Source organism: Kribbella sindirgiensis (genome assembly GCF_004331435.1).
Lineage (GTDB): Bacteria > Actinomycetota > Actinomycetes > Propionibacteriales > Kribbellaceae > Kribbella > Kribbella sindirgiensis.
Window position 1 is genome coordinate 457,193 of record NZ_SJKA01000005.1, and the last position, 26,637, is coordinate 483,829.

At 70.0% G+C, this 26,637-nt stretch carries 25 protein-coding genes and 1 tRNA gene; 14 read left to right on the forward strand and 12 right to left on the reverse strand.

Annotation, left to right across the window (positions count from 1 at the left end; translation table 11 throughout):
* The first annotated feature begins 78 nt into the window (after positions 1–78).
* Complete coding sequence (locus E0H50_RS17165; protein WP_131289338.1) at positions 79–1,164, forward strand: serine hydrolase domain-containing protein; 1,086 nt, start codon at positions 79–81, stop codon at positions 1,162–1,164.
* A 120-nt stretch (positions 1,165–1,284) separates the two neighbouring features.
* On the opposite strand, the gene E0H50_RS17170 is transcribed toward E0H50_RS17165, so the two are convergent.
* From E0H50_RS17170 to E0H50_RS17185, 4 genes are all read right to left on the reverse strand, one after another.
* A complete protein-coding gene (locus E0H50_RS17170) occupies positions 1,285–1,731 on the reverse strand; it encodes a hypothetical protein (protein WP_131289340.1) in 447 nt (148 codons plus the stop codon).
* Between the two features lie 179 nt (positions 1,732–1,910).
* A tRNA-Val gene (locus E0H50_RS17175) sits at positions 1,911–1,982 on the reverse strand.
* 21 nt (positions 1,983–2,003) lie between these two features.
* The gene (locus E0H50_RS17180) at positions 2,004–2,474 is read right to left on the reverse strand and encodes a peroxiredoxin (protein WP_131289342.1); all 471 of its coding nucleotides are present in this window, start codon (positions 2,472–2,474) and stop codon (positions 2,004–2,006) included.
* The gene (locus tag E0H50_RS17185) at positions 2,471–2,914 is read right to left on the reverse strand and encodes a DUF3052 domain-containing protein (protein ID WP_131289344.1); all 444 of its coding nucleotides are present in this window, start codon (positions 2,912–2,914) and stop codon (positions 2,471–2,473) included. The genes E0H50_RS17180 and E0H50_RS17185 overlap by 4 nt, the downstream gene beginning before the upstream one ends.
* Before the next feature lie 308 nt (positions 2,915–3,222).
* Here E0H50_RS17185 and aceE point away from each other — a divergent pair, with 308 nt between their 5' ends.
* The 6 genes from aceE (at position 3,223) to E0H50_RS17215 (ending at position 11,500) form a co-directional block, all read left to right on the forward strand.
* A complete protein-coding gene (gene aceE / locus E0H50_RS17190) occupies positions 3,223–5,952 on the forward strand; it encodes a pyruvate dehydrogenase (acetyl-transferring), homodimeric type (protein WP_238151040.1) in 2,730 nt (909 codons plus the stop codon).
* A gap of 109 nt (positions 5,953–6,061) precedes the next feature.
* Positions 6,062–7,555, forward strand: coding sequence for a peptide MFS transporter (locus E0H50_RS17195; protein ID WP_238151020.1), 1,494 nt, complete (start codon positions 6,062–6,064; stop codon positions 7,553–7,555).
* 69 nt (positions 7,556–7,624) lie between these two features.
* Positions 7,625–7,933 carry a hypothetical protein gene (locus E0H50_RS17200; protein WP_131289348.1) on the forward strand — a complete coding sequence of 103 codons (309 nt, stop codon included), beginning with the start codon at positions 7,625–7,627 and terminating at the stop codon, positions 7,931–7,933.
* Complete coding sequence (locus tag E0H50_RS17205) at positions 7,930–9,015, forward strand: flavin-containing monooxygenase (protein WP_131289350.1); 1,086 nt, start codon at positions 7,930–7,932, stop codon at positions 9,013–9,015. Before E0H50_RS17200 ends, E0H50_RS17205 begins: the two co-directional genes overlap by 4 nt.
* A gap of 195 nt (positions 9,016–9,210) precedes the next feature.
* Positions 9,211–10,848, forward strand: coding sequence for a helix-turn-helix transcriptional regulator (locus E0H50_RS17210; protein ID WP_131289352.1), 1,638 nt, complete (start codon positions 9,211–9,213; stop codon positions 10,846–10,848).
* Positions 10,849–10,975: 127 nt separating this feature from the next.
* Entirely contained in the window at positions 10,976–11,500 is a 525-nt protein-coding gene (locus E0H50_RS17215; RefSeq protein WP_131289354.1) for a hypothetical protein, read from the forward strand.
* On the opposite strand, the gene E0H50_RS17220 is transcribed toward E0H50_RS17215, so the two are convergent.
* Positions 11,475–12,482, reverse strand: coding sequence for a pirin family protein (locus E0H50_RS17220; protein ID WP_131289356.1), 1,008 nt, complete (start codon positions 12,480–12,482; stop codon positions 11,475–11,477). The genes E0H50_RS17215 and E0H50_RS17220 overlap by 26 nt on opposite strands.
* The gene (locus E0H50_RS17225) at positions 12,479–13,522 is read right to left on the reverse strand and encodes a PHP domain-containing protein (protein ID WP_131289358.1); all 1,044 of its coding nucleotides are present in this window, start codon (positions 13,520–13,522) and stop codon (positions 12,479–12,481) included. The genes E0H50_RS17220 and E0H50_RS17225 overlap by 4 nt, the downstream gene beginning before the upstream one ends.
* Positions 13,523–13,699: 177 nt before the next feature.
* Here E0H50_RS17225 and E0H50_RS17230 point away from each other — a divergent pair, with 177 nt between their 5' ends.
* From E0H50_RS17230 to E0H50_RS17255, 6 genes are all read left to right on the forward strand, one after another.
* Positions 13,700–14,914, forward strand: coding sequence for a PucR family transcriptional regulator (locus tag E0H50_RS17230; protein WP_238151021.1), 1,215 nt, complete (start codon positions 13,700–13,702; stop codon positions 14,912–14,914).
* A 78-nt stretch (positions 14,915–14,992) separates the two neighbouring features.
* Positions 14,993–16,186 (forward strand): acyltransferase domain-containing protein, encoded by a 1,194-nt coding sequence (locus tag E0H50_RS17235; protein ID WP_131289360.1) that lies wholly within the window; start codon positions 14,993–14,995, stop codon positions 16,184–16,186.
* Positions 16,183–17,172: a beta-ketoacyl-ACP synthase III gene (locus E0H50_RS17240; RefSeq protein WP_131289362.1), complete on the forward strand. Its 990-nt coding sequence runs from the start codon at positions 16,183–16,185 to the stop codon at positions 17,170–17,172. Before E0H50_RS17235 ends, E0H50_RS17240 begins: the two co-directional genes overlap by 4 nt.
* A 75-nt stretch (positions 17,173–17,247) precedes the next feature.
* Positions 17,248–17,496 carry an acyl carrier protein gene (locus E0H50_RS17245; RefSeq protein WP_130380551.1) on the forward strand — a complete coding sequence of 83 codons (249 nt, stop codon included), beginning with the start codon at positions 17,248–17,250 and terminating at the stop codon, positions 17,494–17,496.
* A gap of 141 nt (positions 17,497–17,637) precedes the next feature.
* Positions 17,638–18,873 (forward strand): beta-ketoacyl-ACP synthase II, encoded by a 1,236-nt coding sequence (gene fabF / locus E0H50_RS17250; protein WP_131289364.1) that lies wholly within the window; start codon positions 17,638–17,640, stop codon positions 18,871–18,873.
* Positions 18,874–18,946: 73 nt separating this feature from the next.
* On the forward strand, positions 18,947–20,395 hold the full coding sequence (locus tag E0H50_RS17255) for an acyl-CoA carboxylase subunit beta (protein WP_131289366.1): 1,449 nt from the start codon (positions 18,947–18,949) through the stop codon (positions 20,393–20,395).
* A gap of 217 nt (positions 20,396–20,612) precedes the next feature.
* On the opposite strand, the gene E0H50_RS17260 is transcribed toward E0H50_RS17255, so the two are convergent.
* The 5 genes from E0H50_RS17260 to E0H50_RS17280 all read right to left on the reverse strand — a co-directional run bounded on the left by E0H50_RS17260 (position 20,613) and on the right by E0H50_RS17280 (position 25,345).
* Positions 20,613–21,110, reverse strand: coding sequence for a DUF3145 domain-containing protein (locus E0H50_RS17260; RefSeq protein WP_131289368.1), 498 nt, complete (start codon positions 21,108–21,110; stop codon positions 20,613–20,615).
* Between the two features lie 186 nt (positions 21,111–21,296).
* Positions 21,297–22,307 carry a LacI family DNA-binding transcriptional regulator gene (locus E0H50_RS17265; RefSeq protein WP_131289370.1) on the reverse strand — a complete coding sequence of 337 codons (1,011 nt, stop codon included), beginning with the start codon at positions 22,305–22,307 and terminating at the stop codon, positions 21,297–21,299.
* A 58-nt stretch (positions 22,308–22,365) separates the two neighbouring features.
* Entirely contained in the window at positions 22,366–23,319 is a 954-nt protein-coding gene (locus E0H50_RS17270) for a VWA domain-containing protein (RefSeq protein ID WP_131289372.1), read from the reverse strand.
* On the reverse strand, positions 23,319–24,281 hold the full coding sequence (locus E0H50_RS17275) for a DUF58 domain-containing protein (protein WP_131289374.1): 963 nt from the start codon (positions 24,279–24,281) through the stop codon (positions 23,319–23,321). Before E0H50_RS17275 ends, E0H50_RS17270 begins: the two co-directional genes overlap by 1 nt.
* 29 nt (positions 24,282–24,310) lie before the next feature.
* Positions 24,311–25,345 (reverse strand): AAA family ATPase, encoded by a 1,035-nt coding sequence (locus tag E0H50_RS17280; RefSeq protein WP_131289376.1) that lies wholly within the window; start codon positions 25,343–25,345, stop codon positions 24,311–24,313.
* A gap of 194 nt (positions 25,346–25,539) precedes the next feature.
* Between E0H50_RS17280 and E0H50_RS17285 the strand changes: the two genes are divergently transcribed.
* Positions 25,540–26,388 carry a hypothetical protein gene (locus tag E0H50_RS17285; RefSeq protein WP_131289378.1) on the forward strand — a complete coding sequence of 283 codons (849 nt, stop codon included), beginning with the start codon at positions 25,540–25,542 and terminating at the stop codon, positions 26,386–26,388.
* Here the strand turns inward: E0H50_RS17285 and E0H50_RS17290 are convergent.
* Positions 26,385–26,633 carry a CBU_0592 family membrane protein gene (locus tag E0H50_RS17290; protein ID WP_131289380.1) on the reverse strand — a complete coding sequence of 83 codons (249 nt, stop codon included), beginning with the start codon at positions 26,631–26,633 and terminating at the stop codon, positions 26,385–26,387. The two genes, E0H50_RS17285 and E0H50_RS17290, sit on opposite strands and share 4 nt — an antisense overlap.
* Positions 26,634–26,637: the final 4 nt, after the last annotated feature.

Sequence of the window (26,637 nt, forward strand, 5' to 3'; positions counted from 1 at the left end):
CGGTGGCGGTGCCGTGTCAGGGCTCCCGGAGAGCGTGGTGCACATCAACCACCGCACTCGAACGAGGAGCACGAAAGCATGTCGATCCAGGATCGTCCGGAACTGCAGAAGGCCGCCCAGGAGTTCGTCGACGCCGGGTTCGGCAGTCTCGAACTGCGGGTGCACGACGAGCACGGCGAGTGGGTCGGCACCGCCGGTATCCGCGAACTCGGCAGCACCGAGCAGCCGCCGGTGGGCGGCCAGTTCCGGGTCGGAAGCGTCACCAAGACGTTCGTGTCGACCGTCGTACTGCAACTGGTGGCCGAGGGCAAGCTGGAGCTGGACGGCGCAGTGGCCGGCCACCTGCCGCGGTTCGAGCTGGACCCGCGGATCACGGTACGGATGCTGCTCGACCACACCAGCGGCCTGTTCAACTACACCGGCGAGTACTTCCCCGACGGCACCGTGGTCGCGGGGCTCCCGGCAACCGGCAAGGACTGGGCGGACCACCGGCTGCAGGGCTATACCCCGGACGAACTGGTCGAGTTCGCGCTGGCCAAGCCGACGCGGTTCGAGCCGGGTGCCGAGTGGAGCTACGCGAACACCAACTACACGGTCGCCGCGCTCCTGATCGAGGCAGTCACCGGCCGGACGCTCATCGAGGAGCTGGACAGCCGGATCGTGGAGCCGCTCGGGCTGACGGGCACCGTCGAGCCCGGCGACCGCACCGACATCCCGGGGCCGCACTCGCACGGGTACTTCCGCTACCAGGACGGCGAGGAGTGGAAGGTCGTCGACGTCACCGAGCAGAACCCGTCCCTGCTGTTCGCCGCGGGCAGCATGCTGTCGACCACTGAGGACCTGCACAAGTTCATGTCCGCGCTGCAGAGCGGCAAGCTGCTCCCCGCCGAACTTCTGACGGAGATGCGTACGCCGCAACCGAAGAGCGGACCGCTCAACTACGCCCTCGGCCTGTTCGCGCAGGACACCGGCACCGAGACCATCTACCACCACAACGGCAGCGCTCCAGGCGGGTACGGCGCCCTGATGTTCAGCTCGGCCGACGGCAGCAAGACGCTGACCGCTGCGATCACCATGGGAGACGCCGACATCAACCTGCTCGAGGTCTTCCCGCCGGCACTCGAGCGCCTGGTCAACGCAGTGTTCGGCGGCGCGCCCCAGTAGCCCTGGTCACGGAGGGTTGGGGAGGATTTCTGCCCGATTCGGGGAGGAAATCCTCCCCAACCCTCGCTCCAGTCGTGGTGCTGGGCGCATGCTCGGGCTCATGGACGAGTCGCGGGCTCTTCAGCGTGCGGGGTGGGCGGGCGCCGCCTCCATCGTGCTGCTCGGCGTCGCGGTGGCGCTGGGGTACCTGGTCGGCGTCGACGACCCGAGCATGTCGGACTCCGACATCCTCGAGCGGCTCGGCAACGACGGGAGGCAGGCCGCCGCCGGCATCGGAATGCCAGTGCTCGCCGCGGGCGTCGCGATGCTGCTCTGGTTCGCCACAGGTCTGCGGCAGGTGCTGGACCGGCTCTCTGGCGGCGACCCGCTCGCGCACGCGGTCGTACCCGCAGCGGCGCTCTTCGGCGGGCTGATGATCACCGGGGTCTCGCTCGATGTGGGAAGTGCGTTCGCGGCCTGGTCGGACGAGTTCACCCCCGACCCGAACACGGTCCGCGCCCTCGGCACCGCGGGCCAGGTCCTCGCGCTCACCGGGCTGATCGGCGGCGGTGTCCTGGTCGCCGTCACGACGCGGATCGCCCAGCAGGCCGGCGCCCTTCCGACGTGGGCGATCTGGACGTCCTACGCGGTCGCCGTACTGTGCCTGTCCGGCTTCTGGAGCGGGGGTACGGCGTCCGTGGCCTTCGCGCTGTGGCTCGTCGGCGCCGTCGTCGGGGTACTACGCCTGGCGCGGCGTTCAACTGACGTGGGCGAAGAGGGGATCGAACCCCCGACATCTTCCTTGTAAGGGAAGCGCTCTACCGCTGAGCTATTCGCCCGGATCAAACGACCGGAGGAGTCTACCTGAGATCTGTGCCCAGACTCGCCAGGGCCTCGGCGTAGTCATCGGGGTTCCGGGCGGTCGGGATCGGGTTCACGACGGACCAGCGAACGATCCCGGTGCGGTCCACCACGAAGGTGCCGCGGAGGGCGCAGCCGCGGCCCGCGTCGAAGACGCCGTACGACGAGGCGATCGCGCCGTGCGGCCAGAAATCGGTCAGCAGGCCGAAGTTCAGGTCCCTCGCGTCGGCGTACGCGCGGAGGGTGAACATCGGGTCGCAGGAGATCGCCAGGAACTCGGCGGCCGCCAGCAGCGACGGGCGGTCCCGCAGCTCGGTCAGTTCGCTGGTGCAGACCTGACTGAAGGCGTACGGATAGAAGACCAGTACGACGTCCCGCCGGCCGACGTAGTCGCTCAGCCGGACCGGTTCGCCGTACTGGTTCTGGGTCTCGAAGTCGGGGGCCCGGCTGCCGACAGCCGGGAGGCTCACCCCCGGCGGCCGGACTTGGGAACCACCAACTTGGTGGCGGACCAGTCGTCGGTCACGCTCAGGGTGCTGGTCGTCGCCAGGCCCGCGACCGGCGCGGCCTCGGTGATGTCGCTGGTCTCGACGTAGCCGTCGCGGCCGACCTTCGGGGTCAGCAGCCACACCACGCCACCGGCCTTGAGGTCGGTCAGGATGTCGAAGAACGCGTCGACCAGGTCGCCGTCGTCCTCACGGAACCAGAGCAGGACGACGTCGACGACTTCGTCGGTGTCCTCGTCGACGAAGGCTTCGCCGGTGACTTCCCGGATCGCATCGCGGAACTCGTCGTCGCAGTCATCGTCGTACCCGATCTCCTGGACGACCCAGCCGGCCTCCAGGCCGAGCCGGGAGGCCATGTTCGGCACTCCGCTCTTGCCGTCCGCGTGGTCCGCGGTCGCGCTCACGTGTCCTCCTCCGTGGTCCCCGCTTACCCGGGGGTAGGTGTCAGTAGCCTGCTGCTCAGCGATAGTCCATCGTGTCGTACCGCGTCGCGCAAGTATGCACCAGGGGTCCGTGACGTGTCCGGTATGCGCGTGGCGGGTACGAGGCGTGTCCGCTCAGATCTGGTCCGGGCAGCCGGAATCGGGCCGGAAGGGAAGGCGAAGTAGAACGCATACCGAACAGGTGACAGGATTGCGGTGAAGACAACCAGAGAGAACGGCAGGACAACGTGGCTTCCGGACACGAACCACCAGCCATCATCACCGAGGGGATGCCCACCCAGCTCCCCGACATCGACCCCGACGAGACACGGGAGTGGGTCGAATCGCTCGACGCGGTCCTGGACGAACGGGGCAAGGCGCGAGCGCGCTACCTGATGCTCAAGTTGATCGAGCGCGCCCGGGAGCGACAGGTCGGGGTGCCCGCGCTGCGGAGCACCGACTACATCAACTCGATCCCGCCCGAGCGTGAGCCCTGGTTCCCCGGTGACGAGCACATCGAGCGGCGGATCCGGGCCTTCATCCGGTGGAACGCCGCGGTGATGGTGAGCAAGGCCAACCGCAAGGGCCTGGAGGTCGGCGGTCACATCGCCACCTACCAGTCGGCCGCCAGCCTGTACGAGGTCGGCTTCAACCACTTCTTCCGCGGGAAGGACCACCCCGGCGGCGGCGACCAGATCTTCATCCAGGGTCACGCCTCCCCCGGGATGTACGCGCGCGCCTTCCTCGAGGGGCGGCTGACGACCGACGACCTGGACGGCTTCCGCCAGGAGGTCTCGCGCGGCCCGCACAAGGGCCTGTCGTCGTACCCGCACCCGCGGCTGATGCCGGACTTCTGGGAGTTCCCGACCGTCTCGATGGGTCTGGCCGCGCTGAACTCGATCTACCAGGCGCGCTTCAACCGGTACCTGCACCACCGCGGTATCAAGGACACCAGCCAGCAGCACGTCTGGGCGTTCCTCGGTGACGGCGAGATGGGTGAGCCGGAGTCGCTCGGCGCGATCGGCCTGGCCGCGCGCGAGGAGCTCGACAACCTCACCTTCGTGATCAACTGCAACCTGCAGCAGCTGGACGGACCGGTCCGCGGCAACGGCAAGGTCATCCAGGAGCTGGAGGCGTTCTTCCGCGGCGCCGGCTGGAACGTCGTCAAGGTGATCTGGGGCCGCGAGTGGGACAACCTGCTGGCCCAGGACCACGACGGCGCGCTGGTGAACAAGATGAACACCACGCCGGACGGCCAGTTCCAGACCTACTCGGTCGAGTCCGGTGAGTACATCCGGAACAACTTCTTCGGCGGCGACCAGCGGCTCCAGCAGATGGTCAGCAACCTGTCCGACGAGGACCTGCGCAAGCTGCCCCGCGGCGGTCACGACTACCGCAAGGTGTACGCCGCGTTCAAGAGCGCGACCGAGCACGTCGGGCAGCCGACCGTGATCCTGGCCCAGACGATCAAGGGCTGGACGATCGAGGCGCTGGAGGGCCGCAACGCGACCCACCAGATGAAGAAGCTGACCTCGGACGACCTGAAGGCGTTCCGCGACCGGCTGTACCTGCCGATCGACGACTCCGCGCTCGAGGACGCCTACAACCCGCCGTACTTCCACCCCGGCACCGACTCGCCCGAGTACCAGTACATGATGGAGCGGCGCAAGCAGCTCGGCGGTTCACTGCCGCAGCGGCGGGTGGCGCCGAAGACCTCGCTGAAGCTGCCTGGTGACGACGTCTACAAGCCGCTGGCCAAGGGCAACAACTCGCCGGTCGCGACCACGATGGCGCTGGTCCGGCTGTTCCGCGACCTGATGAAGGACCCGGAGATCGGCGACCGGATCGTCCCGATCGCCCCGGACGAGTACCGCACGTTCGGGATGGACTCGATGTTCCCGACGGCCAAGATCTACAACCCGCACGGCCAGGCGTACGAGGCCGTCGACCGCAACCTGCTGCTGTCGTACAAGGAGTCCGAGCAGGGTCAGCTGCTGCACGAGGGCATCAGCGAGGCCGGCGCGATGGGCTCGATGATCGCGGCCGGTACGGCGTACGCGACGCACGGCGAGCCGATGATCCCGTTCTACATCTTCTACTCGATGTTCGGGTTCCAGCGGACCGGTGACTCGCTCTGGGCGTTCGGCGACCAGCTCGGCCGGGGCTTCCTGGTCGGCGCGACGGCCGGCCGTACGACGCTGACCGGTGAAGGACTGCAGCACGCGGACGGTCACTCGCCGCTGCTCGCCTCCACCAACCCGGCGGCGGTGCACTACGACCCGGGCTTCGCCTACGAGGTCGCGTACATCGTGAAGGACGGTCTGCGCCGGATGTACGGCTACGGCCTGGACAAGGACAAGCCGTTCGGCGAGGACGTCTTCTACTACCTCACGGTGTACAACGAGCCGGTGGCGCAGCCCGCCGAGCCGGAGAACCTCGACGTCGCGGGGCTGCTCAAAGGCATGTACCGCTTCGACGAGTACCAGACCGCCGAGGGTGACGACGTACCGCGGGTGCAGCTGCTCGGGTCCGGTGTCGCGCTGCCGTGGGTGCGGAAGGCCCAGCAGATCCTCGCGGAGGAATACTCCGTGGCCGCGGACATCTGGTCCGTGACCTCGTGGAACGAACTGCGCCGGGACGCCGTCGCCGCCGAGCAGCACAACCTGCTGCACCCGGAGGAGCCGGAGCAGGTGCCGTTCGTGACCGAGCAGCTCAAGGACACGAAGGGTCCGGTCGTTGCCGTCAGCGACTTCATGCGCGCGGTGCAGGACCAGATCTCCCGCTGGGTGCCGAACGACTACACGTCGCTCGGGACCGACGGCTGGGGTCTGGCCGACACCCGGGCCGCGGCGCGGCGGCACTTCCAGGTGGACGCCGAGTCGATCGTCGTCGCCACGCTGGAGATCCTGGCCAAGCGCGGCGACGTGAAGCCGGAGGTCGCCGCCGAGGCAGCCCGCAAGTACCGCATCGACGACCCGACCGCGGTCGCCGGCGTGAAGCAGGAGGGCGCCGGCGCCTGATCCGGTGCCAATGGGCCGCTCACCCCAGCCGGGGTGGGCGGCCCGTTGCTCTGTCCCCGGTTTGCTACGGTCGGCGCTGAGGGTTGTCGACGACGGGGAGTAGTCGAGCGTGTCCGAACTGCAACAGGCCGAGGCCGAGGAGAAGACCTTCTTCGGGCATCCGCGTGGGTTGATGACGCTGTTCACGACCGAGTTGTGGGAGCGGTTCAGCTACTACGGGATGCGCGCGATCCTGTTGCTGTACCTGACCGACCAGGCGCACGGGCTCGGGCTCGGTGAGTCGCTCGGGCAGGCCGTGGTGTCGATCTACGGCGCCTCGGTGTACCTGCTGTCGGTGCTCGGCGGCTGGTTCGCGGACCGCGTGTTCGGCGCCCGTCGCACCGTCCTGTACGGCGGGAGCGTGATCGTCGCCGGCCACCTGTGTCTCGCGCTGCCGTCGAACGGTCCGGCGTACGCCGGGATCGCACTGGTTGCCCTCGGCACCGGGCTGCTGAAGCCGAACGTGTCGACGATGGTCGGCACGCTGTACGACCCGGGTGACACGCGGCGGGACTCGGCGTTCTCGATCTTCTACATGGGGATCAACATCGGGTCGTTCTCGGCGCCGTTCGTGGTCGGGTTCCTGCGCCGCGAGTTCGGGTTCCACGTCGCGTTCGCGGCGGCCGCGGTCGGTATGACGCTGGCGCTGGTGGCGTACCTGCTGGGCCGGCGGACCCTGCACGGCCGCGGCGACACCCCGCCGAACCCACTGACCGCCGCCGACCGGCCGACGATGATCAAGGTCTCGGCCGCGGTCTTCGCGCTGCTCGCGGTGGTGTTCGCCTGGTCGGCCTGGCGGTCCGGCGGTGTCGGTCCGCGGCCGGTCGTGGACGCGACATCGTACGTGTGCTTCCTGGCGCCGATCGCGTACTTCGTGATGCTGCTGCGGAGCCCGCTGGTCACGCCGGCCGAACGGCAGCGGGTCCGCGCGTACATCCCGTTGTTCGTCGCGGCGATGCTGTTCTTCATGCTGTTCGAGCAGGCCGCGACCACCTTGACGACGTTCGCGGCGAGCCGGACGCAGCTGGATCTGTTCGGGATCGAGATCTCGCCGGAGTTCTTCCAGTCCGTCAACCCGTTCTCGATCGTCGTGCTGGCGCCGGTGTTCGCGGTGATCTGGATCCGGCTCGGCGACCGCGGCCCGTCGATCGGGCAGAAGTTCGCGACCGGTCTGCTGCTGGCCGGTATCTCGTTCGCGGTGATGGCGCTCGCCTCGTCGGTTGCCGGGGACAACCTCGCGTCACCGCTCTGGCTGGTCGGCGTGTACGTGATCCAGACGCTCGGCGAGCTGTTCCTCTCCCCCGTCGGCCTGGCCGCGACGACGGTCCTGGCGCCGCGGGCGTTCCTGAGCCAGATGATGGCGCTGTGGTTCCTGGCCCCGGCCGCGGGTCAGGCGATCACCGCCCAGCTCGTGCAGGCGACCGAGGACGCGTCCGACACGGCGTACTTCGGCGGTCTCGCGGTCGTGACGATCGTGGTCGCGTTCGTCGTCTTCGCGCTGGCGCCGTGGATCCGGCGGCACACGGACGTCCGGGAAGGCTCTGGCGTACGAGAAACCTCGTAGTCGCAGGCTTCGCGAGTTGCGCATTCCGTCCGACGCGGGCGGCGACCCGGGAGACCTAGCGTCCGTGACATGACTGGCGCAAGCGTTGCTCTTCTCGCGGGGACGATGTCCACCATCCTCTTCGCGTCGAGCGCCCTGCCGATGGTGGTCCGGGCGATCCGGACCCGCGACCTCGCGTCGTACAGCCCGGCCAACCTGGTCCTGGCCAACGTCGGCAACGCCGTCCACTGCATCTACGTGGTGCACCTGCCGCCGGGACCGATCTGGATCCTGCACGGCTTCTACGTCGTGACGTCCGCGCTGATGTTGCTGTGGTGGCTGCGCTTCCACGCTTCCCGGCACCAGGTCGGACGCCCTGTCAGGGAGGTTGTTACATGAACACCATCATCATCGGCGCCGGTCAGGCCGGGCTCGCGACCGGTCACCAGCTGCAACGGCTCGGGGAGCCGTTCACGATCCTCGACGGCAACGCCCGGGTCGGCGACCAGTGGCGGTCGCACTGGGACAGCCTGCGGCTGTACTCACCGGCGAAGTACGACGGGCTGCCCGGACTCCCGTTCCCGGGCGATCCGTGGCACTACCCCGGCAAGGACGAGGTGGCCGACTACCTCGCGTCGTACGCCGCTCACTTCGCGCTGCCGATCCGGCCGAACGCCCGGGTCGACCGGCTCGAACGCCGCGACGACCGGTGGGTCGTCACCGTCGGGCGCGAGGAGCTCACGGCCGACAACGTCGTCGTCGCGACCGGGACGTTCGGCCGCACGCCGTACCTCCCGGACTACGCGGTCGACCTGGACCCGGCGATCCGGCAACTGCACTCGTCGGAGTACCAGCGGCCGGCGCAGCTCAAGGACGGGCCGGTGCTGGTCGTCGGCGGCTCGCACTCCGGTACGGACGTCGCGTACGAGGTCGCCGAGACGCACCCGACCGTGCTGTGCGGTCGTGATCCCGGGCAGATGCCGTTCAAGCCGGGACGGGCGGGGCAGAAGGTGTTCTGGCCGATCTTCCTGTTCGTCGGGCGGCACGTCCTCACCCGCCGCTCGCCGCTCGGCAAGGTCGCGATGAAGGACCTGCGGTACCACGGCGGTCCGATGATCCGGGTCAAGCGGGCCGACCTGCTGGCTCGCGGGGTGGAGCGGGTGCCCGACCGGGTCGTCGGCGTCCAGGACGGCCGGCCGCTGCTGGCTGACGGCCGGGTGCTGGACGTGGCGAACGTGGTGTGGGCGACCGGGTTCCGGCAGGTGTTCGACTGGATCAAGGTCCCGGTCGCGGGCGCTGACGGCTGGCCGCGCGAGTACCGCGGGGTCGCCGCGGACGCGCCCGGGCTGTTCTTCTGCGGACTGTGCTTCCAGTACGCCTTCAGTTCGATGGTCCTGCCTGGCGTCGGCCGGGACGCGGCGTACGTCGCCCGGAGGATCACGGCACGCACCAGCGCGGGCCGGAGTCTTGCCGCCGCGTGACCAGGTCCTGTCTGGTGATCCAGCGCCGTAGCGAGGAGGTGCTCGGTGCGGTAGCTCGGCGTGCGGGGGCGAAGGTCTCGATGCGGAGCATCGTGGCCTTTGCACCCGTGCGGCGAGGTGCCGTGCCGAGTGCCCCGCAGTAGGCGATGGATTGCCAGACAGGACCTCAGTGGCGCATGCTCGGTGGGGGGTTACATGGGGATTGTCGACGATCTGCAGCGGGCCCGGTCGGCGTTCGAGCGGCGGGACTGGGCGGTCGCGTACGAGAAGCTCGCCGCGGTCGACCGGGAGCAGGGTGCGACCGGTCTGGGGCCGGACGAGCTGGGCACCCTGGCCACCGCCGCGTACCTGCTCGGCGACACCGACGCCTGTATCCGGGCGCTGCAGCGCGGTTACCGTCAGCAGATCGAGGCCAAGGACACGCTTGGCGCGATCCGGTTCGCGTTCTGGCTGGCCCGGGTGCTGAACGACCGCGGTGAAGGAGCCGTCGGCAACGGCTGGGCGGCGCGCGCCGAGCGGTTGATGGTCGACCATCCGGAGGACGTCGTGGAGCGCGGCTACCTGCGGATCCACGACTTCTTCCGGTGCCTGGACCAGGCGGACTTCCAGGGCGCGCTGGAAGTCGGAGAGGACATCGTCGCGATCGCCCGGCGGCACGGGGACTCGGACCTGCTGGCCCAGGGCCTGGTGTGCAAGGGCCGTCTGCTGCTGTACTCCGGCCGCGTGCCGGAAGGGCTCGCGCTGATGGACGAGGCGATGGTCGGCGTCGCCGCCGGTGAGGTGTCACCGATCTTCGCGGGCAGTGTGTACTGCGCGATGATCGAAGGCTGCCAGGAGGTCCTCGACTTCGGGCGGGCGTCCGCGTGGACGGCGGCGTTGACGCGCTGGTGCGACAGTCAGCCGGACCTGGTGCCGTTCACCGGGCAGTGTGCCGTCCACCGCGGCCAGATCCTGCGGCTGCATGCGGCGTACCCGGAGGCGCTGGCGGAGTTCGAGGACGCGTGCCGGCGGTACGAGGCGTCCGGGTCGAACGTCGCGGCAGGGCTGGCGTTGGGCGAGCGCGGCGACGTACTGCGGATTCGCGGAGACTTCAGCGGGGCGGATGCGTCGTACGACGCGGCGGCCGGGTTCGGGTACGAGGCGCAACCCGGGCGGGCCTTGCTGATGGTCGCGCGCGGGCGTGTCCCGGGGGCGGTGGCCGCCGTACGCCGGTTGCTCGCGGAGACGGGCGATCCGGTACATCGGTCGCGGTTGCTGGCGGGTGCGGTCGAGGTGCTGCTCGCCGGTGATGCGTTCGCCGAGGCGGAAGCGGCGGCCGGTGAATTGTTGACAATCGCCACCGGCTTCGGATGCGAGGGGCTGCGGGCGTCAGCGGCGTACTGCTCGGCCCTGGTGGCGTTGGCGGACGACGATCCGGACCGGGCGCTGCCGCACGCCCGGACGGCCGTGCGGTTGTGGAGTGAGCTACGGGCGCCGTACGAGCTGGCGCGCGCGAAGGTGCTGGTCGGGCAGGCGGTCCGGTTGCTCGGCGACGACGATTCGGCCACCGCCGAGCTGACCGCGGCGTGCCGCAGCTTCGCCGGGCTCGGCGCGGAACCGGCCCGGCAGGGCGTCGAGCGGCTGATCGGCCGCAGTACCGCGGGCGGGCTGACCGGGCGCGAGCTGGACGTCCTGCGCTTGGTTGCGGTGGGCAACAGTAACGCCGAGATCGCGGAGCGGCTGGTGCTGAGCGACAAGACCGTCGCCCGGCACCTCACCAACATCTTCGCGAAGCTCGAGGTACCGTCCCGGACCGCGGCCGCGGCCTACGCCCGCGATCACGACCTGCTCTGAGGACGGCGCGCGGACCCGCCCGGTCACCGCGCGTTCGACGTACTGGAACAAGGAATCGGTCCTCGGAGGGAGCCACTTCACTCCGACGGGTGAGGCGGCGCCGCGCGCCGAGCCGGATGCTCGGAACGTGAGCACAACAGAGCGTCCCGTCCCCCGCTGGGCCTACGTCCTCGCCCACGCGATCCCGTTCCTGACCCTGCCGTCCGGCCTCTGGCGGCTCGGCCTGGTGTTCGGTTCGTCAATGGGCATGCTCGACGACAACGGCAACCACATCTACCTCACCGGTCTCGGCGCCAAGGTGTACGTCGTCTCGCTGTCGATCTTCTCCGAGCTGGTCGCCCTGACCGCATTGGGCCTGGTCAGTCGCTGGGGCGAGATCGCGCCGCGCTGGATCCCGCTCATCGGCGGCCGGCGGGTGCATCCGTACGCCGCGATCGTGCCCGCCGTACTGGGATCGCTGTCCCTGATGGCGATCTGGACGTACGGGTTCCGTGACGTCTTCACCGACGACTTCATCCCGTTCTCCAGCACGCCGTGGGCAGCGCTGATGATCACCTGCTACGCACCGCTGCAGCTCTGGGGCCCCGCGCTCCTGGTCCTCACCTGGGCGTACTACCGGCGGCGGGTCAGCGTGCCCGCGGTCGCGGTCTGAGCGTCGTCCCGGGCAGCGGCGGCGCCGGCAGCGGGTCGCCGTCGTACCCCGGCACCATCGGGAACCGGTCGTTGCCCGCAGCATCGATCGCGGCCTGCCAGGCGTCCCGCGCGGCGACGATCTCCTCGTGCGAGCGGCCGATGAAGTTCCACCACATCACCAGTTCCTCCTCGAACGGCTCGCCGCCGAGCAGCAGGAACCGCACGCCATCGTCCGAGGCAGCGAGCTCGATCGCGTCCCGGCCGGCGCCGAGGTAGGTCATCTCGCCGAACCCCGGGTGGAGGTCCCCGACCGTCAGCGATCCGTCGACCACGAGCACGGCGTACTCGTTGGAAGGGGTCAGCGGGAGGTCAAGCGACTGCCCCGGCCCGATCGTGATGTCGGCGCCGACGAGCGGGGTGTACGCCGGGGCGGGTGAGGTGACACCGGCGACGGTCCCGATCATCACGGTCATCTGGGCGCCGTCGAGTTCGAGGCGCGGCAGGTCGGCGTACGCGTTGAAGGCGGGCGGGGTCGTCGTACGGACGTCGTCCGGCAGAGCGACCCATAACTGGGCGCCGTGCAGCCTCGGCGGGGCGTCCGGCGTGGAGACCTCGGAGTGCGCGATGCCGTTGCCGGCGGTCATGATGTTCAGCTCGCCCGGGCGGACGAACGCGTGCGAGCCGACGCTGTCGCGGTGCTCGATCTCGCCCTCGAACAGCCAGCTCACCGTCTGCAGGCTCGTGTGCGGGTGCGGCGGGACCTGCATGCCGCGCTCCCCCGGTACGTCGTACGAGTCGACGCGCCGCGCCAGGTCGTCCGGTCCGTAGTGGTCCACGAAGCACCAGGCACCGACCATCCGGCGATTCTTGTTCGGCAGCAACCGCCGCACGGTGGTCGATCGCCCCAGCACGACCTCCCGCCCTTCGAGCATCTCCAGCGCAGGCCCCTCACAGTCCCCGGTCCCGACGACCTCTGCCGGATCCTTCTCCAGGTCGCTCATGATGCCGTCCATTCCGCGAGTTGGTGCTGGTCCCAGGTGTTGATGACGCGGTCCGCCGTGACGCCGCAGTCCTCGGCGCGTTCGCAGCCGTACACCTGCCAGTCGAGCTGGCCGGGCGCGTGCGCGTCAGTGTCGATCGAGAACACGCAGTCCATCTCGACCGCCATCGACAGCAGCCGCTTGGGCGGGTCGAGCCGTTCGGGACGGGAGTTGATCTCGACCGCGGTACCGAACTGACGGCACGCCTCGAACACCACCTCGGCGTCGAACTCGGACTCGGGACGGGTCCCGCGCCCGCCGGTGATCAGCCGGCCGGTGCAGTGTCCGAGGACGTCCACGTGCGGGTTGGCGATCGCGCGGACCATCCGCTCCGTCATCGGCTCGGACGCCATCCGCAGCTTCGAGTGCACGCTCGCCACCACCACGTCCAGCCGGGCGAGGATCTCGGAGTCGCAGTCGAGGGAGCCGTCCTCGTTGATGTCGACCTCGATCCCGTTCAGGATCGTGAAGCCGTCCAGTTCGTCCTGGAGCTTCTTGTTGAGCTCGGCAACGACCTCGAGCTGCTGCAGGCGGCGTTCGCGGGACAGGCCGTTGGCCACGGTCAGCCGCGGCGAGTGATCGGTGAGCGCCATGTACGAGTGGCCCAGGCGGTGCGCCGTACGCGCCATCTCCTCGATCGGGCTGCCGCCGTCGGACCACTCCGAGTGCAGATGCAGGTCCGCCTTCAGCTCGGCGCGCAGACCCTGGCCCGCTCCGGTCAGCTCACCCGCGGCACCCTCCAGCTTGACGAGGTACGCCGGGGTCTCGCCGTCCATCGCCTCGACGATCACGGCCTCGGTCTTCGGCCCGATCCCCGGCAGCTCGGTCAGCGTCCCCGCGCGGCGCCGCGCGCGCACCTCGGCGGCCGGCAACGCGGCGATCGTGTCGGCCGCCCGCCGGTACGCCTTCACCCGGTGCGTCGGCTGCCGGTCACGCTCGAGGTAGTACCCGATCGCCCGAAGCGCCGCCACCGCGTCCGCCACACCCGCGTTGTCCGTCATTCCCCCATCTTCCGCCATTTGCCTGGCCCACCCACCAATTTGCCTGGCCGACCCACCAATTTGCCTGGCTGACCCACCAAGTTGGGGGTTCCTGACCCTGAACCTGGGTCAGGAACCCCGGATCTGATGGGTCGGCCAGCCAAATGCGGAAGAGTTGGCGGGGGCTAGGGTCGGGGGGTGGTGACGAAGGCGCATCTGGCGCGGGCGGACCGGTTGCAGGGCGCGACCGGCGCGTTGGCGACCGCAGCGATGGCGGCGATGGAGGCGAAGCTGCCGTGGTTCGCGACCCTGTCCGCGCAGGACAGGTCGTGGATCGGGCTCGTCGCGCAGTCCGGGATCTCGGCGTTCGTCGAGTGGTTCCGCGACCCCGAGGCGCACTCGTCGATGCCGACCCGGATCTTCGGCTCCGCGCCGCGCGAGTTCACCCGGGTGATCTCGCTGCACCAGACCGTCGACCTGGTCCGGACGACGATCGAGACCATCGAGACCACCATCGGCACCCTGTTGCCGCCGGCCGACGTACCGATCGTCCACGAGGCCATCCAGCGCTACGCCCGCGAGGTCGCGTTCGCCGCGGCCACCGTCTACGCGCAGGCCGCCGAGATGCGCGGCGCCTGGGACGCCCGCCTGGAAGCCCTCCTCGTCGACTCGGTGATCCGCGGTGAGGCCGACGAGTCGGTCCGCTCCCGCGCCTCAGCCCTCGGCTGGACCGGGGTCGCCGGTACGACGGGAGCGGCCGAGGTCGCCGTGGTGGTCGGCCGGGCCCCCGCCGCGGAACCTGCCGAAGCACGGAACGCCGGCTCGAACGTCGCAGATCTGGTCAGGAACGCGGCCCGCGAGGCGGGTGCTGACGCTCTGTGTGCGATCCAGGGCGACCGCCTGGTGGTGGTACTCGGCGGTACGAGCAAACCTGTCGAGATCGTACAAAAACTCGCGCCCTGGTTTGGACCCGGTCCGATCGTGGTGGGACCGGTGGTGAAGGACCTGATGTCGGCCGTGACCTCGGCCCGGGCCGCCGTCGCCGGACTCCGCGCCGCGGTGGCCTGGCCGGGCGCCCCGCGACCCGTGCCGGCCGACGAACTGCTCCCGGAACGGTCACTCTCCGGAGACGGCCACGCGCGCCGGCAGCTCGCCAACGAGGTCTACGGCCCGCTCACCGTAGGCGATGGCGTGCTCCTCGACACGGTCTCGGCGTACCTGGACTCGGGTGGTTCGATCGAGGCGACGGCCCGGGCGATGTTCATCCACGCCAACACCGTCCGGTACCGGCTGAAGCGTGTGGCGGACATCACCGGGTACAACCCGCTCGATCCCCGCGACAGTTTCACGTTGCGTGTCGCACTGACCTTGGGCCGCCTGCTCAATCCCGAGCCCGGAAGCACCGTTTTGTAGGATCTCCACAAACCGGTCCCGGAGAATTCGTGCTCGCCTTTCCGCTCACGACCGGCAGCTGTGAGGGAGAGTGGTCACGTGCTCGTCATCGTCGCGCCCGGTCAGGGTGCCCAGACCCCAGGATTCCTCGAGCCGTGGCTGGCGGATCCCGTGTTCGAGAGCCGGCTGAACTGGCTCTCCGCGGTCGCCGGTCTCGACCTCGCCCACTACGGCACCGAAGCCGACGCCGACACGATCCGGGACACCGCGATCGCGCAGCCGCTGCTGGTCGCGGCCAGCGTGCTGGCCGCGCTGGCGGTCTTCCCGCACCCGGCCGACGCCTTGGCGAAGGTCGGCGCGGTCGCCGGTCACAGCGTCGGTGAGCTCGCCGCCGCGGCCGGTACCGGTGTGCTGTCCGCCGAGCAGGCGATGGTCCTGGTCCGCGAGCGCGGCAAGGCGATGGCCGCGGCGGCCGCGCTGACGCCGACCTCGATGACCGCGGTGCTGGGCGGCGACCGCGACGAGATCCTCGCCAAGCTCGCCGAGCACGGCCTGACGCCCGCCAACGACAACGGCCCCGGCCAGATCGTTGCCGCAGGCACCGTCGAGGAGCTGGCCGCGCTGGCCGCCGATCCGCCCGCGAAGGCCCGGCTGATCCCGCTGTCGGTGGCCGGTGCGTTCCACACCCGGCACATGGAGCCGGCCGTCCAGACGCTGGCGAAGTACGCGACCGCGATCAGCACCCACGACCCGCGGACCCGCCTGATCTCGAACCGCGACGGCCACGTCGTCCACGACGGCCGGGACGTCCTGCAGCGGCTCGTCGACCAGGTGAACGCGCCGGTCCGCTGGGACCTGTGCATGCAGACGATGGCCGACCTCGAGGTGACCGGCATCCTGGAGCTCCCGCCGGCGGGCACCCTGACCGGGATCGCCCGGCGCGCCCTCAAGGGTGTCGAGACGTTCGCCCTCAAAACCCCGGACCAGCTCGACGACGCCCGCGCGTTCGTCGAGAAGCACGGCAGCCCGTCCGAGATCGACGCCTCCCCCACGTGGCGACTGCTGGTCGCCCCGATCAAGGGCACCTTCACCCGCAAGGTCGACGTACTGCGGGAGTCCGGCGCGACCGTCGAGGCCGGCGAGGTCGTCGCGAAGGTGGCGAGCCTGCGGGACGAGGTCGACGTGACCGCGCCGCACGGCGGCATCGTCGTCGAATGGCTCGTAGAGGAGGGCGACCCGGTCGCCCCCGGCCAGCCCCTCGTCCGCCTTCACCCCGCCGGGAGCAACGCATGATCACCGCGTCGACAGGTTCGCAGTACGCCGGAATTCTCGGGATCGGGTCGTACCGGCCGCGCCGGGCGGTGCCGAACGCCGAGATCCTCGAGCAGATCGACTCCAGCGACGAGTGGATCCAGACCCGCTCCGGGATCAAGGAGCGGCGCTGGGCGAGCGAGGACGAGACCGTCCTGATGATGTCGGTGAACGCGGCCAAGGAGGCGCTCGCCGACTCCGGGATCGACCCGTCCGAGATCGGCTGCGTGATCGTCGCGACCGTCACGCACCTGTACCAGACGCCGGCGATCGCGACCCGGATCGCGGTCGAGGTCGGCGCCCCGACGGCCGCAGCGTTCGACATCTCCGCGGCCTGCGCGGGCTTCTGCTACGGCGTCGCGATGGCCAACGACCTGGTTCGCGGCGGCAGCGCGAAGTACGTACTGGCGATCGGGGTCGAGCGACTCAGCGACATCACCGACCGGACCGACCGCGGTACGGCGTTCATCTTCGCCGACGGCGCCGGCGCCGCGATCGTGGGACCGACCGACGAACCGGGGATCGGCCCGGTGGTGTGGGGCTCCGACGGCACGCAGCACCAGGTGATCAGCCAGAAGGAATCCTGGGTGGAGGTGCACGGCAACCACAACTGGCCGCACCTCACGATGGACGGCAACCCGGTGTTCCGCTGGGCGTCGTTCGAGATGGCCAAGGCCGCGCAGCAGGCGCTGGACGTGGCCGGTGTGAAGGCGGAGCAGCTCGACCTGTTCGTCCCGCACCAGGCGAACATGCGGATCACCGACGCGATGCGCCGGACGCTGAAGCTGCCCGAGCACGTGAAGATCGCCCGCGACATCGAGCGGCAGGGCAACACGTCCGCGGCCTCCATCCCGCTCGCGATCACCGCGATGCGCGAGTCCGGTGAGGCCAAGAGCGGTGACCTCGCGCTCATCATCGGCTTCGGCGCGGGGCTCGTCTACGCAGCCCAAGTGATCCGGTTGCCGTAGTCCATAGTTGTCCGGAGCAGCTCAGGTGGCTGCACCGGCAGTAAGTCAGCAGAAATCCGAAAGGGAACCCAAGAGATGGCCAGCACCGAAGAGATCCGTTCCAGCCTCGCCGAGATCGTGAACGAGATCGCCGGCATCCCGGTCGAGGACGTCCAGCTGGACAAGTCCTTCACCGACGACCTCGACGTCGACTCGCTCTCCATGGTGGAGGTCGTGGTGGCCGCCGAGGAGAAGTTCGACGTGAAGATCCCCGACGACGAGGTCAAGAACCTGAAGACCGTCGGCGACGCGGTCGCGTTCATCGAGCGCGCCCAGAACGGCTGACGTCCGCCGTCACCGTGCTGGCCCGGGTGCTCATCGGGCCCTTCTTGGCACCGGTCCTGGCACCGGCGGTCCGATGAGCACCACGCAGTACCCACCCCTCGCTCCCAACCGCAGAACGCTCATGTGAAGGATGAGGTAACCATGTCGAAGACCCGAGTCGTCATCACCGGACTCGGAGCCACGACTCCGCTCGGCGGCGACGTGACCAGCACCTGGGAAGGGTTGCTGGCCGGTCGCTCCGGCGCACGGCGGCTGACCGACGAGTGGGTGCAGAACCTGGCGGTGCAGATCGCCGCACCGGTCGCGGTCGAGCCGACCGAGGTCATCGAGCGCGTCAAGGCCCGCCGTCTGGACCGTACGGCGCAACTCGCCGTCGTCGCCGCCCGCGAGGCCTGGGCCGACTCCGGCCTGGAGGACTCCGGGCTCGACAAGGAGCGGCTCGGCGTGGCGGTGGCCTCCGGAATCGGCGGCCTGCACACCACGCTGTCGAACTACGACGCCCTGCAGCAGAACCCACGCCGGGTGTCGCCGCTGGCGATCCCGATGCTGATGCCGAACTCGTCGGCGGCCTACGTCAGCCTCGAGCTCGGCGCGAAGGCCGGCGTCCACACCCCGGTCTCGGCCTGCGCATCCGGCAACGAGGCGATCTGGCTGGGTCTGGACCAGATCCGGCTCGGCCGCGCCGACGTGGTGGTCGCCGGTGGCGCCGAGGGCGCGATCATGGCGCTGCCGCTGGCCGCGTTCGGGATGATGCAGGCGCTCAGCAAGCGCAACGACGACCCGGAGAAGGCCTCGCGTCCGTGGGACCTGGACCGCGACGGGTTCCTGCTCGGTGAGGGCGCCGGGATCCTGATCCTGGAGTCGTACGAGCACGCGAAGGCACGCGGCGCGAAGATCTACGCCGAGCTCGCCGGCGCCGGCATCTCCGCCGACGGCCACGACATCGCGCAGCCCGACCCGACCGGTTCCGGTGCGCGGCGGGCGATGCAGCGGGCGTTGTCCGAGGGCGACCTGACCCCGGCCGACATCTTCCACATCAACGCGCACGCCACGTCGACGCCGCAGGGCGACATCGCCGAGTCGATCGCGATCCGGCAGGCACTCGGCAAGGATGCCGACCACGCGGTCGCCACCGCGCCGAAGTCGATGATCGGTCACCTGCTCGGCGGCGCCGGCGCGGTCGAGTCGGTCGCCACCGTGCTCGCGCTGAAGAACCGGGTCTCGCCGCCGACCATCAACGTCGACAAGCTCGACGACCAGATCGAACTGGACGTCGCGACCGAGCAGCGCAAGCTGCCCGACGGCGACATCGCCGCGCTGAACAACTCCTTCGGCTTCGGCGGCCACAACGCCGCCATCGCCTTCAAGTCGATCTAGGGCGGCCGCCTTTGCCGCCCGGCGGGATCCTGCCGGGCGGCACCCGAAGTTCCTTCACCCCCCGGAGGACCGCATGACCACGACCGCACCGGCGAAACCGGCCAAGCTCCCCCGGGAACTCGACCCCCGCAACCCCGTCACCCGGCTGACCAATCTGCTCGACCCGGGCAGCCTCGAGCTGCTCACGCCGGACAACCTGTCCGGGATGGTCGCGGCCCGCGGCACCATCGAGGGTGCGCCGGTGGTCGCGTTCTGTTCCGACGCGACCGTGATGGGCGGCGCAATGGGCGACGAGGGCTGCGACGTCGTCGTCCAGGCGTACGAGGTGGCGCGGGCGGAGCAGGTGCCGATCATCGGCCTGTGGCACTCCGGCGGCGCCCGGCTGGCCGAGGGCGTGCTCAGCCTGCACGCCGTCGGCAAGATCTTCTACGCGATGACGCAGGCCTCCGGGAAGATCCCGCAGATCTCCGTCGTCCTCGGCCCGGCGGCGGGCGGCGCGGCGTACGGTCCGGCGCTGACCGATATCGTCATCCTCGGTCCCGAAGGCCGGATCTTCGTGACCGGCCCGGACGTGGTCCGCTCGGTCACCGGTGAGGACGTCGACATGCTCCGCCTCGGCGGCCCCGAGCCGCACGGGCGGCGGTCCGGCGTCGTCCACATCACCACCGACACCGAGGCGGCAGCGCTCGAGCAGGCCCGCCGGCTGGCCGACCTGCTCGCCAATCAGGGCACGATGTCGACCGCGATCCCGGACACCGACCTGTCCGGGTTCCTGCCCGAGTCGGCGAAGCGCGCGTACGACGTCCATCCGCTGGTCGGAGGGGTCCTCGACGAGGATGCTGAGTCTTCACAGGTCGAGCTCCACCAGCGGTGGGCGCCGAACATCGTCACCACCCTCGGCCGGCTCGGCGGCCGCACGATCGGCGTGATCGCGAACAACCCGCTCCGGCTGGGCGGTTGCCTGGACGCGCTGTCCGCGGAGAAGGCGTCCCGGTTCGTGCGGATGTGCGACGCGTTCGGCGTACCGCTCGTCGTCCTGGTCGACGTACCGGGGTATCTGCCCGGTGTCGGTCAGGAGTGGGACGGCGTCGTACGGCGTGGCGCCAAGCTGCTGCACGCGTTCGCGGAGGCCGTCGTACCGCGGGTGACGCTGGTGACCAGGAAGACGTACGGCGGGGCGTACATCGCGATGAACGCGCGCTCGCTGGGTGCGACCCGGGTGTTCGCCTGGCCGCGCGCCGAGGTCGCCGTAATGGGCGCGGTGGCGGCTATCCGGGTCCTGCACCGCCGCAAGCTCGCCGAGGTGGCCCCGGAGCTCCGCCCTCAGGTCGAGGCGGAGCTGGCCGCGGAGCACGAGAAGATTGCCGGCGGCATCGACCGGGCCCGGGAGATCGGCGTCGTCGACGAGGTCGTCGAACCGGCCCGGACCCGCACCGCCCTCGCCACCGCCCTCGCCACCGCCCTGGCCAAGGCCGAAGCCGACGGCCCGATCCGCGGCGCCCACGGCAACATCCCGTTGTAGGTCCTTGAAACGGCTTGAAGGGCACGGATCCGAAGATCCGTGCCCTTCACGTGGTGCGGCCGCTGTTGTTAACAACCACCGGGGGTGTCCCGACACCCGGTGGCCCAGCGGCCACGGCCCCTCCCACCCTTGTAGAACGTCTGATGCTCAGTCTCACCGAAAAGTTCGGCGAAGTCCCTGGCTTTCACAGCTTTCTTCCGAACTTCTCAGGAAGCGTTCAGACGACCTGGTGGAGCCAGCGGACCGGGGCGCCGTCGCCGGCGTAGCGGAAGGACTCCAGTTCGTCGTCCCACGGACGGCCGAGCAAGCGCTCGACCTCCTCGGTCAGGTCGGCTTCGCCGCTCGCCGCCTTCAGCATGGCCGCCTTCAGCCGCTCTTCGGGCACCATGATGTCGCCGTGGACGCCGGTGGTCGCGTGGAAGACGCCCAGCGCCGGAGTGAACGAGTACCGCTCGCCCTCGACCCCGTTGCTCGGCTCCTCGGTCACCTCGAACCGGAGCTTCTGCCATCCGCGCAGCGCCGATGCCAGCTTCGCCGCCGTGCCGGCCTCAGCCTGCCACGACAGCTCGGCCCGGTACTGACCCTGGGCCGCCGGTTGCGGCGTCCAGTCCAGTTTCACGGGCACGCCAAGGATGCCGCCCGCGGCCCACTCGACATGCGGGCACAACGCTGACGGCACCGTGTGGACGTACAGAACGCCACGAGTCGTCGCCACCGGGACCTCCTGTGCTCGAGGGGCGCCTTCCCCAGCGTTCTCGATCACTTACCTGTCGGTCCTGGCGGTACTGATCCCTCAAGGCATCACAAGACGCCCCGCGGAACTCTGGTACATCTTGCACCACAGCCCCCTCCAACACCAGCAACCTCGCCGTGTCAACTACATCACCGTCGTGTCGCGATCTCAGCTGGAGCCGCGGCGGACCAGCCGGGTCGGGAGTATCAACGGTGTCGGCGTCTCCCCGGAGATGAGCGCCAAGAGCATCCGCGCCATCTCCCGGCCGAGGGACTGGATCGGCTGAGCCACGGTGGTCAGCGGCGGATCGATGTGCCGGGCGCCGGCGATGTCGTTGAACCCCACGATCGCCACCTCGCCCGGCACCGAGCGCCCGGCCTCCTTCAGCACCTGCAGCGCACCGACGGCCATCTGGTCGGACGCAACGAACACCGCGTCCAGGTCAGGGTGCCGACCGAGCAGCTCGCGCATCGCCGCGCTCCCGCCGTCCTCGGAGAAGTCGCCGTGGGCAACGCGGCTCGCGTCGAGCCCGGCGACGGCCAGTGCCTCCTGGAAGCCCTTGTACCGCGCGCTGCCGGCGCCCTCGTCCATCCGGCCGGTGATCGTGGCGATCCGGGTTCGTCCGCTCGCGATCAGGTGTTCGGTCGCCAGTCGCGCGCCGCCGCGGTTGTCCGCGTCGACGTAGTACCGCGGTTCGAAGCCGATCGGGCAGCCGCCGAACACCACCGGTACGTCGGACTTCTCGGCGAGCCGCGCCAGCGGGTCGTCGCCGTGCATCGACATCAGCATCACGCCGGCGGCCTGCCGGGTCCGGAGCAGCTGCTCGAGCCGGGTCTGTCCCCGCGACGACGTTGCCAGCAGCAACATCAGCTCCAGCTCGGTCTCCTCCAGCGCCGCCGAGATCCCGACCACCACCTCGGCGAAGAACGGGTCTGCGAACACCTGCGGACTGTCACTGGAGATCGCCAGCACCACCGCACCGGCCTGCTGCGTCGCGAGCGCCCGCGCCGTTGCGTTGGGCACGTAGCCCAGGTCGGCGACTGCCCGCAGTACCGCGGCCCGTTTCGCCTTGCTGACGTGCGGGGCGTTGTTGATGACACGCGACGCCGCCGACCGGGACACACCGGCACGCTCGGCGACCTCGTCGAGCGTCACCTGGCGTCTGGAAAGGTCGGCCACCCGCGTTCCTTACTCTTGGCGTAGGGCGAGCGTAGAACATCACGCCCGGGTCCGACGCCTAGGGGAAGCGCGTTGCGAGGGCGATGCAGGCGCCGGCTGCGGCGAGGGTGAAGAGCATCGCGATCCCGGCGTACCGGGCGGTGATCTCCTTGTCGACCTCGTCGTACCCGACCGAGGAGCCGATGTCCTTATAGACGTCCTCGAGCTCGCCGGCGGACTCCGCGGTGTAGGCCTTGCCGCCGCTGATCTCGGCGACCGACCGCAGCTCGGCGCGGTCCGGTGGGACCCGCTGCCGAATGCCGTCCATCTCGATGAAGCCGGAGTCGGTGCCGAAGCAGATCGTGTACACCGGGGTGCTCTTCGCCTTCGCGGCCTGCGCGCCCTCCTGGGCGGTCCGGCCGACGGTCCGCTTCCCGTCGGACAGCAGCACGATCCGCGCCGGGGCCGGCTCGGTCGGGTGCTCGGGGTCCGGCGGGACCTGGGTGAGCGCCTGCAGCGAGGTGAAGATGCCCTCACCGGTCGCGGTCGACTCGGCCAGCTCCAACCCGTCGATCGAGCGCAGCACGGTCGCTCGATCGGTGGTCGGGGGCACGATGATCGAGGCCGTACCGGCGAAGTTCACCAGCGCCACGTTGAACTTGCCGGGCAGCTGGTTGACGAAGTTCTTCGCCGACTTCTTCGCGGCCTCGAGCCGGTTCGGGTCGATGTCGGTGGCCATCATCGACAGCGAGACGTCGATCGCCACCACGATCGTGGCCCGCTCGCGCGGCACCTTCACCTTGTCCTTCGGCTGCGCGAACGCCACGACGCAGGTCAGCGCGGCCAGCAGCGCCAGCCCGACGGCCAGGTGCCGCCGCCACTGCGGCCGCCGCGGAGCAACCCGGTCCAGCAGCGCGATGTTGGTGAAGCGCAGCGCGTACTGCGAGCGACGGTGCTGGAGAAAGATGTACCCCGCGAGGATCAGCGGGATGAGCAGCAGGAACCACAACCGCCCCGGAGACAAGAACTCCATCAGCGAGCCACTCCCTTCGGCGGTTGGTGCAGACGGGCCGCGACATGCCGGTAGGCGAGCACGAACCGCACGGTGTCGGCGACCCAGTCGCGGTCGGTCCGCAGCACCAGGTGCCCCGCACCTACCCTACGCAGGGCGGCTCGCGTTCGTTCCCGCTGCGCGAGCGCGGCCGTCCCGAACGCCTCCCGGACCTTGCGTCGCCGGGTGTCGATCTCGCGAACCTCGCCGGTCTCCGGGTCACCGATCGTGACGACACCGATGTTCGGCAGCTCCAGCTCGCGGGGGTCGACGATCTCCACCGCCAGCACCTGATGCTGCGCGGTCAGCTTGCGCATCGCGCGCTCCCAGGACGGTTCGATCTGGGAGGCCACCTCGCCGTCCTGCGGGGTGAGGAAGTCGGAGACGATCACGCGCAGTCCGCGCTTACGCTGCGTCCGCGCCATCGACTCGATCGCCGCGGCCAGATCGCTGCGGTGCGCCTCCTCGTCGCCGTTGAACTGCTCGGCCAGCAGCGCCCGCAGCAGGCCGTACAGCGCGAGCCGCCCGGACCGCGCCGGCCACCGGCGGAGCGCGGAATCACGCAGCATCAGCCCACCGAACCGGTCGCCCAGCCGGTGGGTCAGGAACCCGACCGTCGCGACGGCCGCGACCGCCAGCTCCCGCTTCTCGAGCGTCGACGTACCGAAGTCCATCGAGCCGGACAGGTCCACCAGCGCCCAGGTCTCCAGCTCACGGTCCGCGATCAGGTCGCGGACGTGCGGAACCGTGGTCCGCGCGGTGACGGCCCAGTCCATCCGCCGTACGTCGTCGCCGACCTGGTACTCACGTGCCTCGGCCAGCTCGGTGCCGGGCCCCGGGAGCAGACCGAGGTGCTCCCCGTGCAGGTAGCCCTCGAGCCGCCGTACGACGGTCAGCTCCAGCCGCCGCAACGCACGCTCGGGAGCGAGCTGCGAGATCGTCATCGCAACTCGTGGGTCAGGACGGTTGGGCACTACACAAACTCCGGGCGGCCGGTGCCGTCGGTGCCGTCGCGCCAGACCGGCTGCGGCGGCGGGACGGTGGCCAGGATCCGCTCGATCACCGCGCGCGGGTCGATGTTGTCCGCGACCGCGTCGAAGGTCAGGCCGAGCCGGTGCCCCATCACGTCCAGCGCGACGGTCTGGATGTCGCTCGGCAGCAGGTAGTCCCGGCCGTGGATCAGCGCCAGCGCCCGGCCGGCGGCGATCAGGCCGAGGGTCGCGCGCGGGCTGACACCGAGCTCGATGATCGGCTCCAGGTCGGGCAGGTGGAAGTCGGTCGGCGTCCGGGTCGCCATCACCAGGCGGACGGCGTACTCCGCGACCAGGTTGTGGACGAAGACCTGCTCCGCGGACCGCTGGAGCTCCATGATCGTCTCCGGCTTCAGCACCTGCCGCGGCTCCGGCGGGTCGACGCTCATCCGGCGGAGGATCTCGAACTCCTCGTGACCGCGCGGATGCGGTACGTCGATCTTCACCAGGAACCGGTCCCGCTGCGCCTCGGGCAGCGGGTACACGCCCTCGGACTCGATCGGGTTCTGGGTCGCGATCACGATGAACGGCTTCGGCATCGGGAACGTCTGGCCGCCGATCGACACCTGCCGCTCGGCCATCAGCTCCAGCATCGCGGACTGCACCTTGGCCGGCGCGCGGTTGACCTCGTCGGCCAGCACGAAGTTCACGAACGTCGGGCCGAGCTCGATGTCGAACGCCTCGCGGGTCTGCCGGTAGATCCGGGTGCCGACGATGTCGGACGGGACCAGGTCCGGGGTGAACTGGATCCGGGCGAACGTGCCGCCGACCACGCTGGCGAACGTCCGGACGGCCAACGTCTTGGCGACCCCCGGAACGCCCTCGAGCAGACAGTGACCCTTGGCCAGCAGCGACACCATCAGGGTCTCGACCATGTGCTCCTGGCCGACGATCACCCGCTTGACCTCGCCAAGGGCCTCGCCGATCAGCCGGGACTGCTGGGTCACCGTTCCTGCCGGCACCGTGGTTTCGGTCATGCCTGTCCTTCCGGGGCCCGCACGCGGACCTTGTCATTCACCGTCGTTCCCCACTTCGCAACACCGGCCATTCCATCAGATCACCGGGGCCAGCGCTCCCGGAGCCCCGTCCTATCCTCCCCCGCCGCTCCAAATACCGGGCCCCCGGACAGCTGTCGCGACAGTGCTACCGGGGATGTGGTGGGATTGGGGTGATGACTGCGACCGAATCCCAGCCGAAGGTGCAGCCGGAGGACCGGCCTGCGCTGGAGATTCCGGACGCCCTCCCGCTGCTGCCGGAGGATCCGCCGCGGGTCGGCGAGTTCTGGCTCCGCGGCCGGCTCGGCGCGAACGCGGCCGGCTACCTGTACGCCGCCAGCTCCGAGGACGGCCGGGACGCGATCGTCGCGATGATGACCGAGGGGTCGGCCGACGACGCCGCCGCCCGCGAGCGCTTCGTGAACGCGGTCGACGAGCTGCCCGAGGACGTCGTACTCGCGCACAACGACTCCGACGACGACGATCTCGCGCTCTGGGTCGCGGTCGGGCCGATCCGGTCCGACGACGGCTCCAGCGCGGCGTCCGACGAGCGGCTGATCGCGGAACGCCGCGGCGAGGAGATCCTGTCCGCGGTCCTGATGGACCGGATCCCGCAGCCGGGGAAGCTCCGCGGGCCGGATTTCCGGCACTACTGGGAGAACCGCCGGCGTCCCGGTCTGTTCCGGATCTGGCCGCTGCCGTGGCCGAACGCGCTGCGCCCGGCATCGCGGTGGGCGCTGGGGCTCGCGTTGCTGACGATGGCCGTGATCATGGCGCTCGCGGTGTTCCTCGCGTGGCTGCTGTTCCGGCACGCCGCGCCGCTGGAGCCGGAGCCGGTCATCCCGACGCCGAGCGGGACCACGACGGTCACGGTCACACCGACCACACCGCCGCCCGGGACCGGCAGCGGCTCCGCCAGCCCCACGACCGGCCCGTCGACGCCGAGCACACCGAGCACCGGCATCCCGACGATCGCGCCGACCGGATCACCAGGTACGGCGACCAACCCGGGCGACAAGTTCTAGTCGGCTTTTTCGCGTCGTAGCAGGTTCAGCAGGCCGAGCAGGCTGATGACGGCCCAGCTGCCCTCCAGCAGCAGGAAGCCCCAGGATTGCTGCACGGCCGCGATCGTTGCCAGCACCCCCGATCCGAGCAGGTTCAGGAGCTGGTACGTGATCGTGCGCTGCTGCAGCTTTCCTGCCTGGGCGGCCGCGAACGCCACCAGAATGGTGAGCGCGCCAACGATTTCGACGACATCGATCGCATGCATGGGA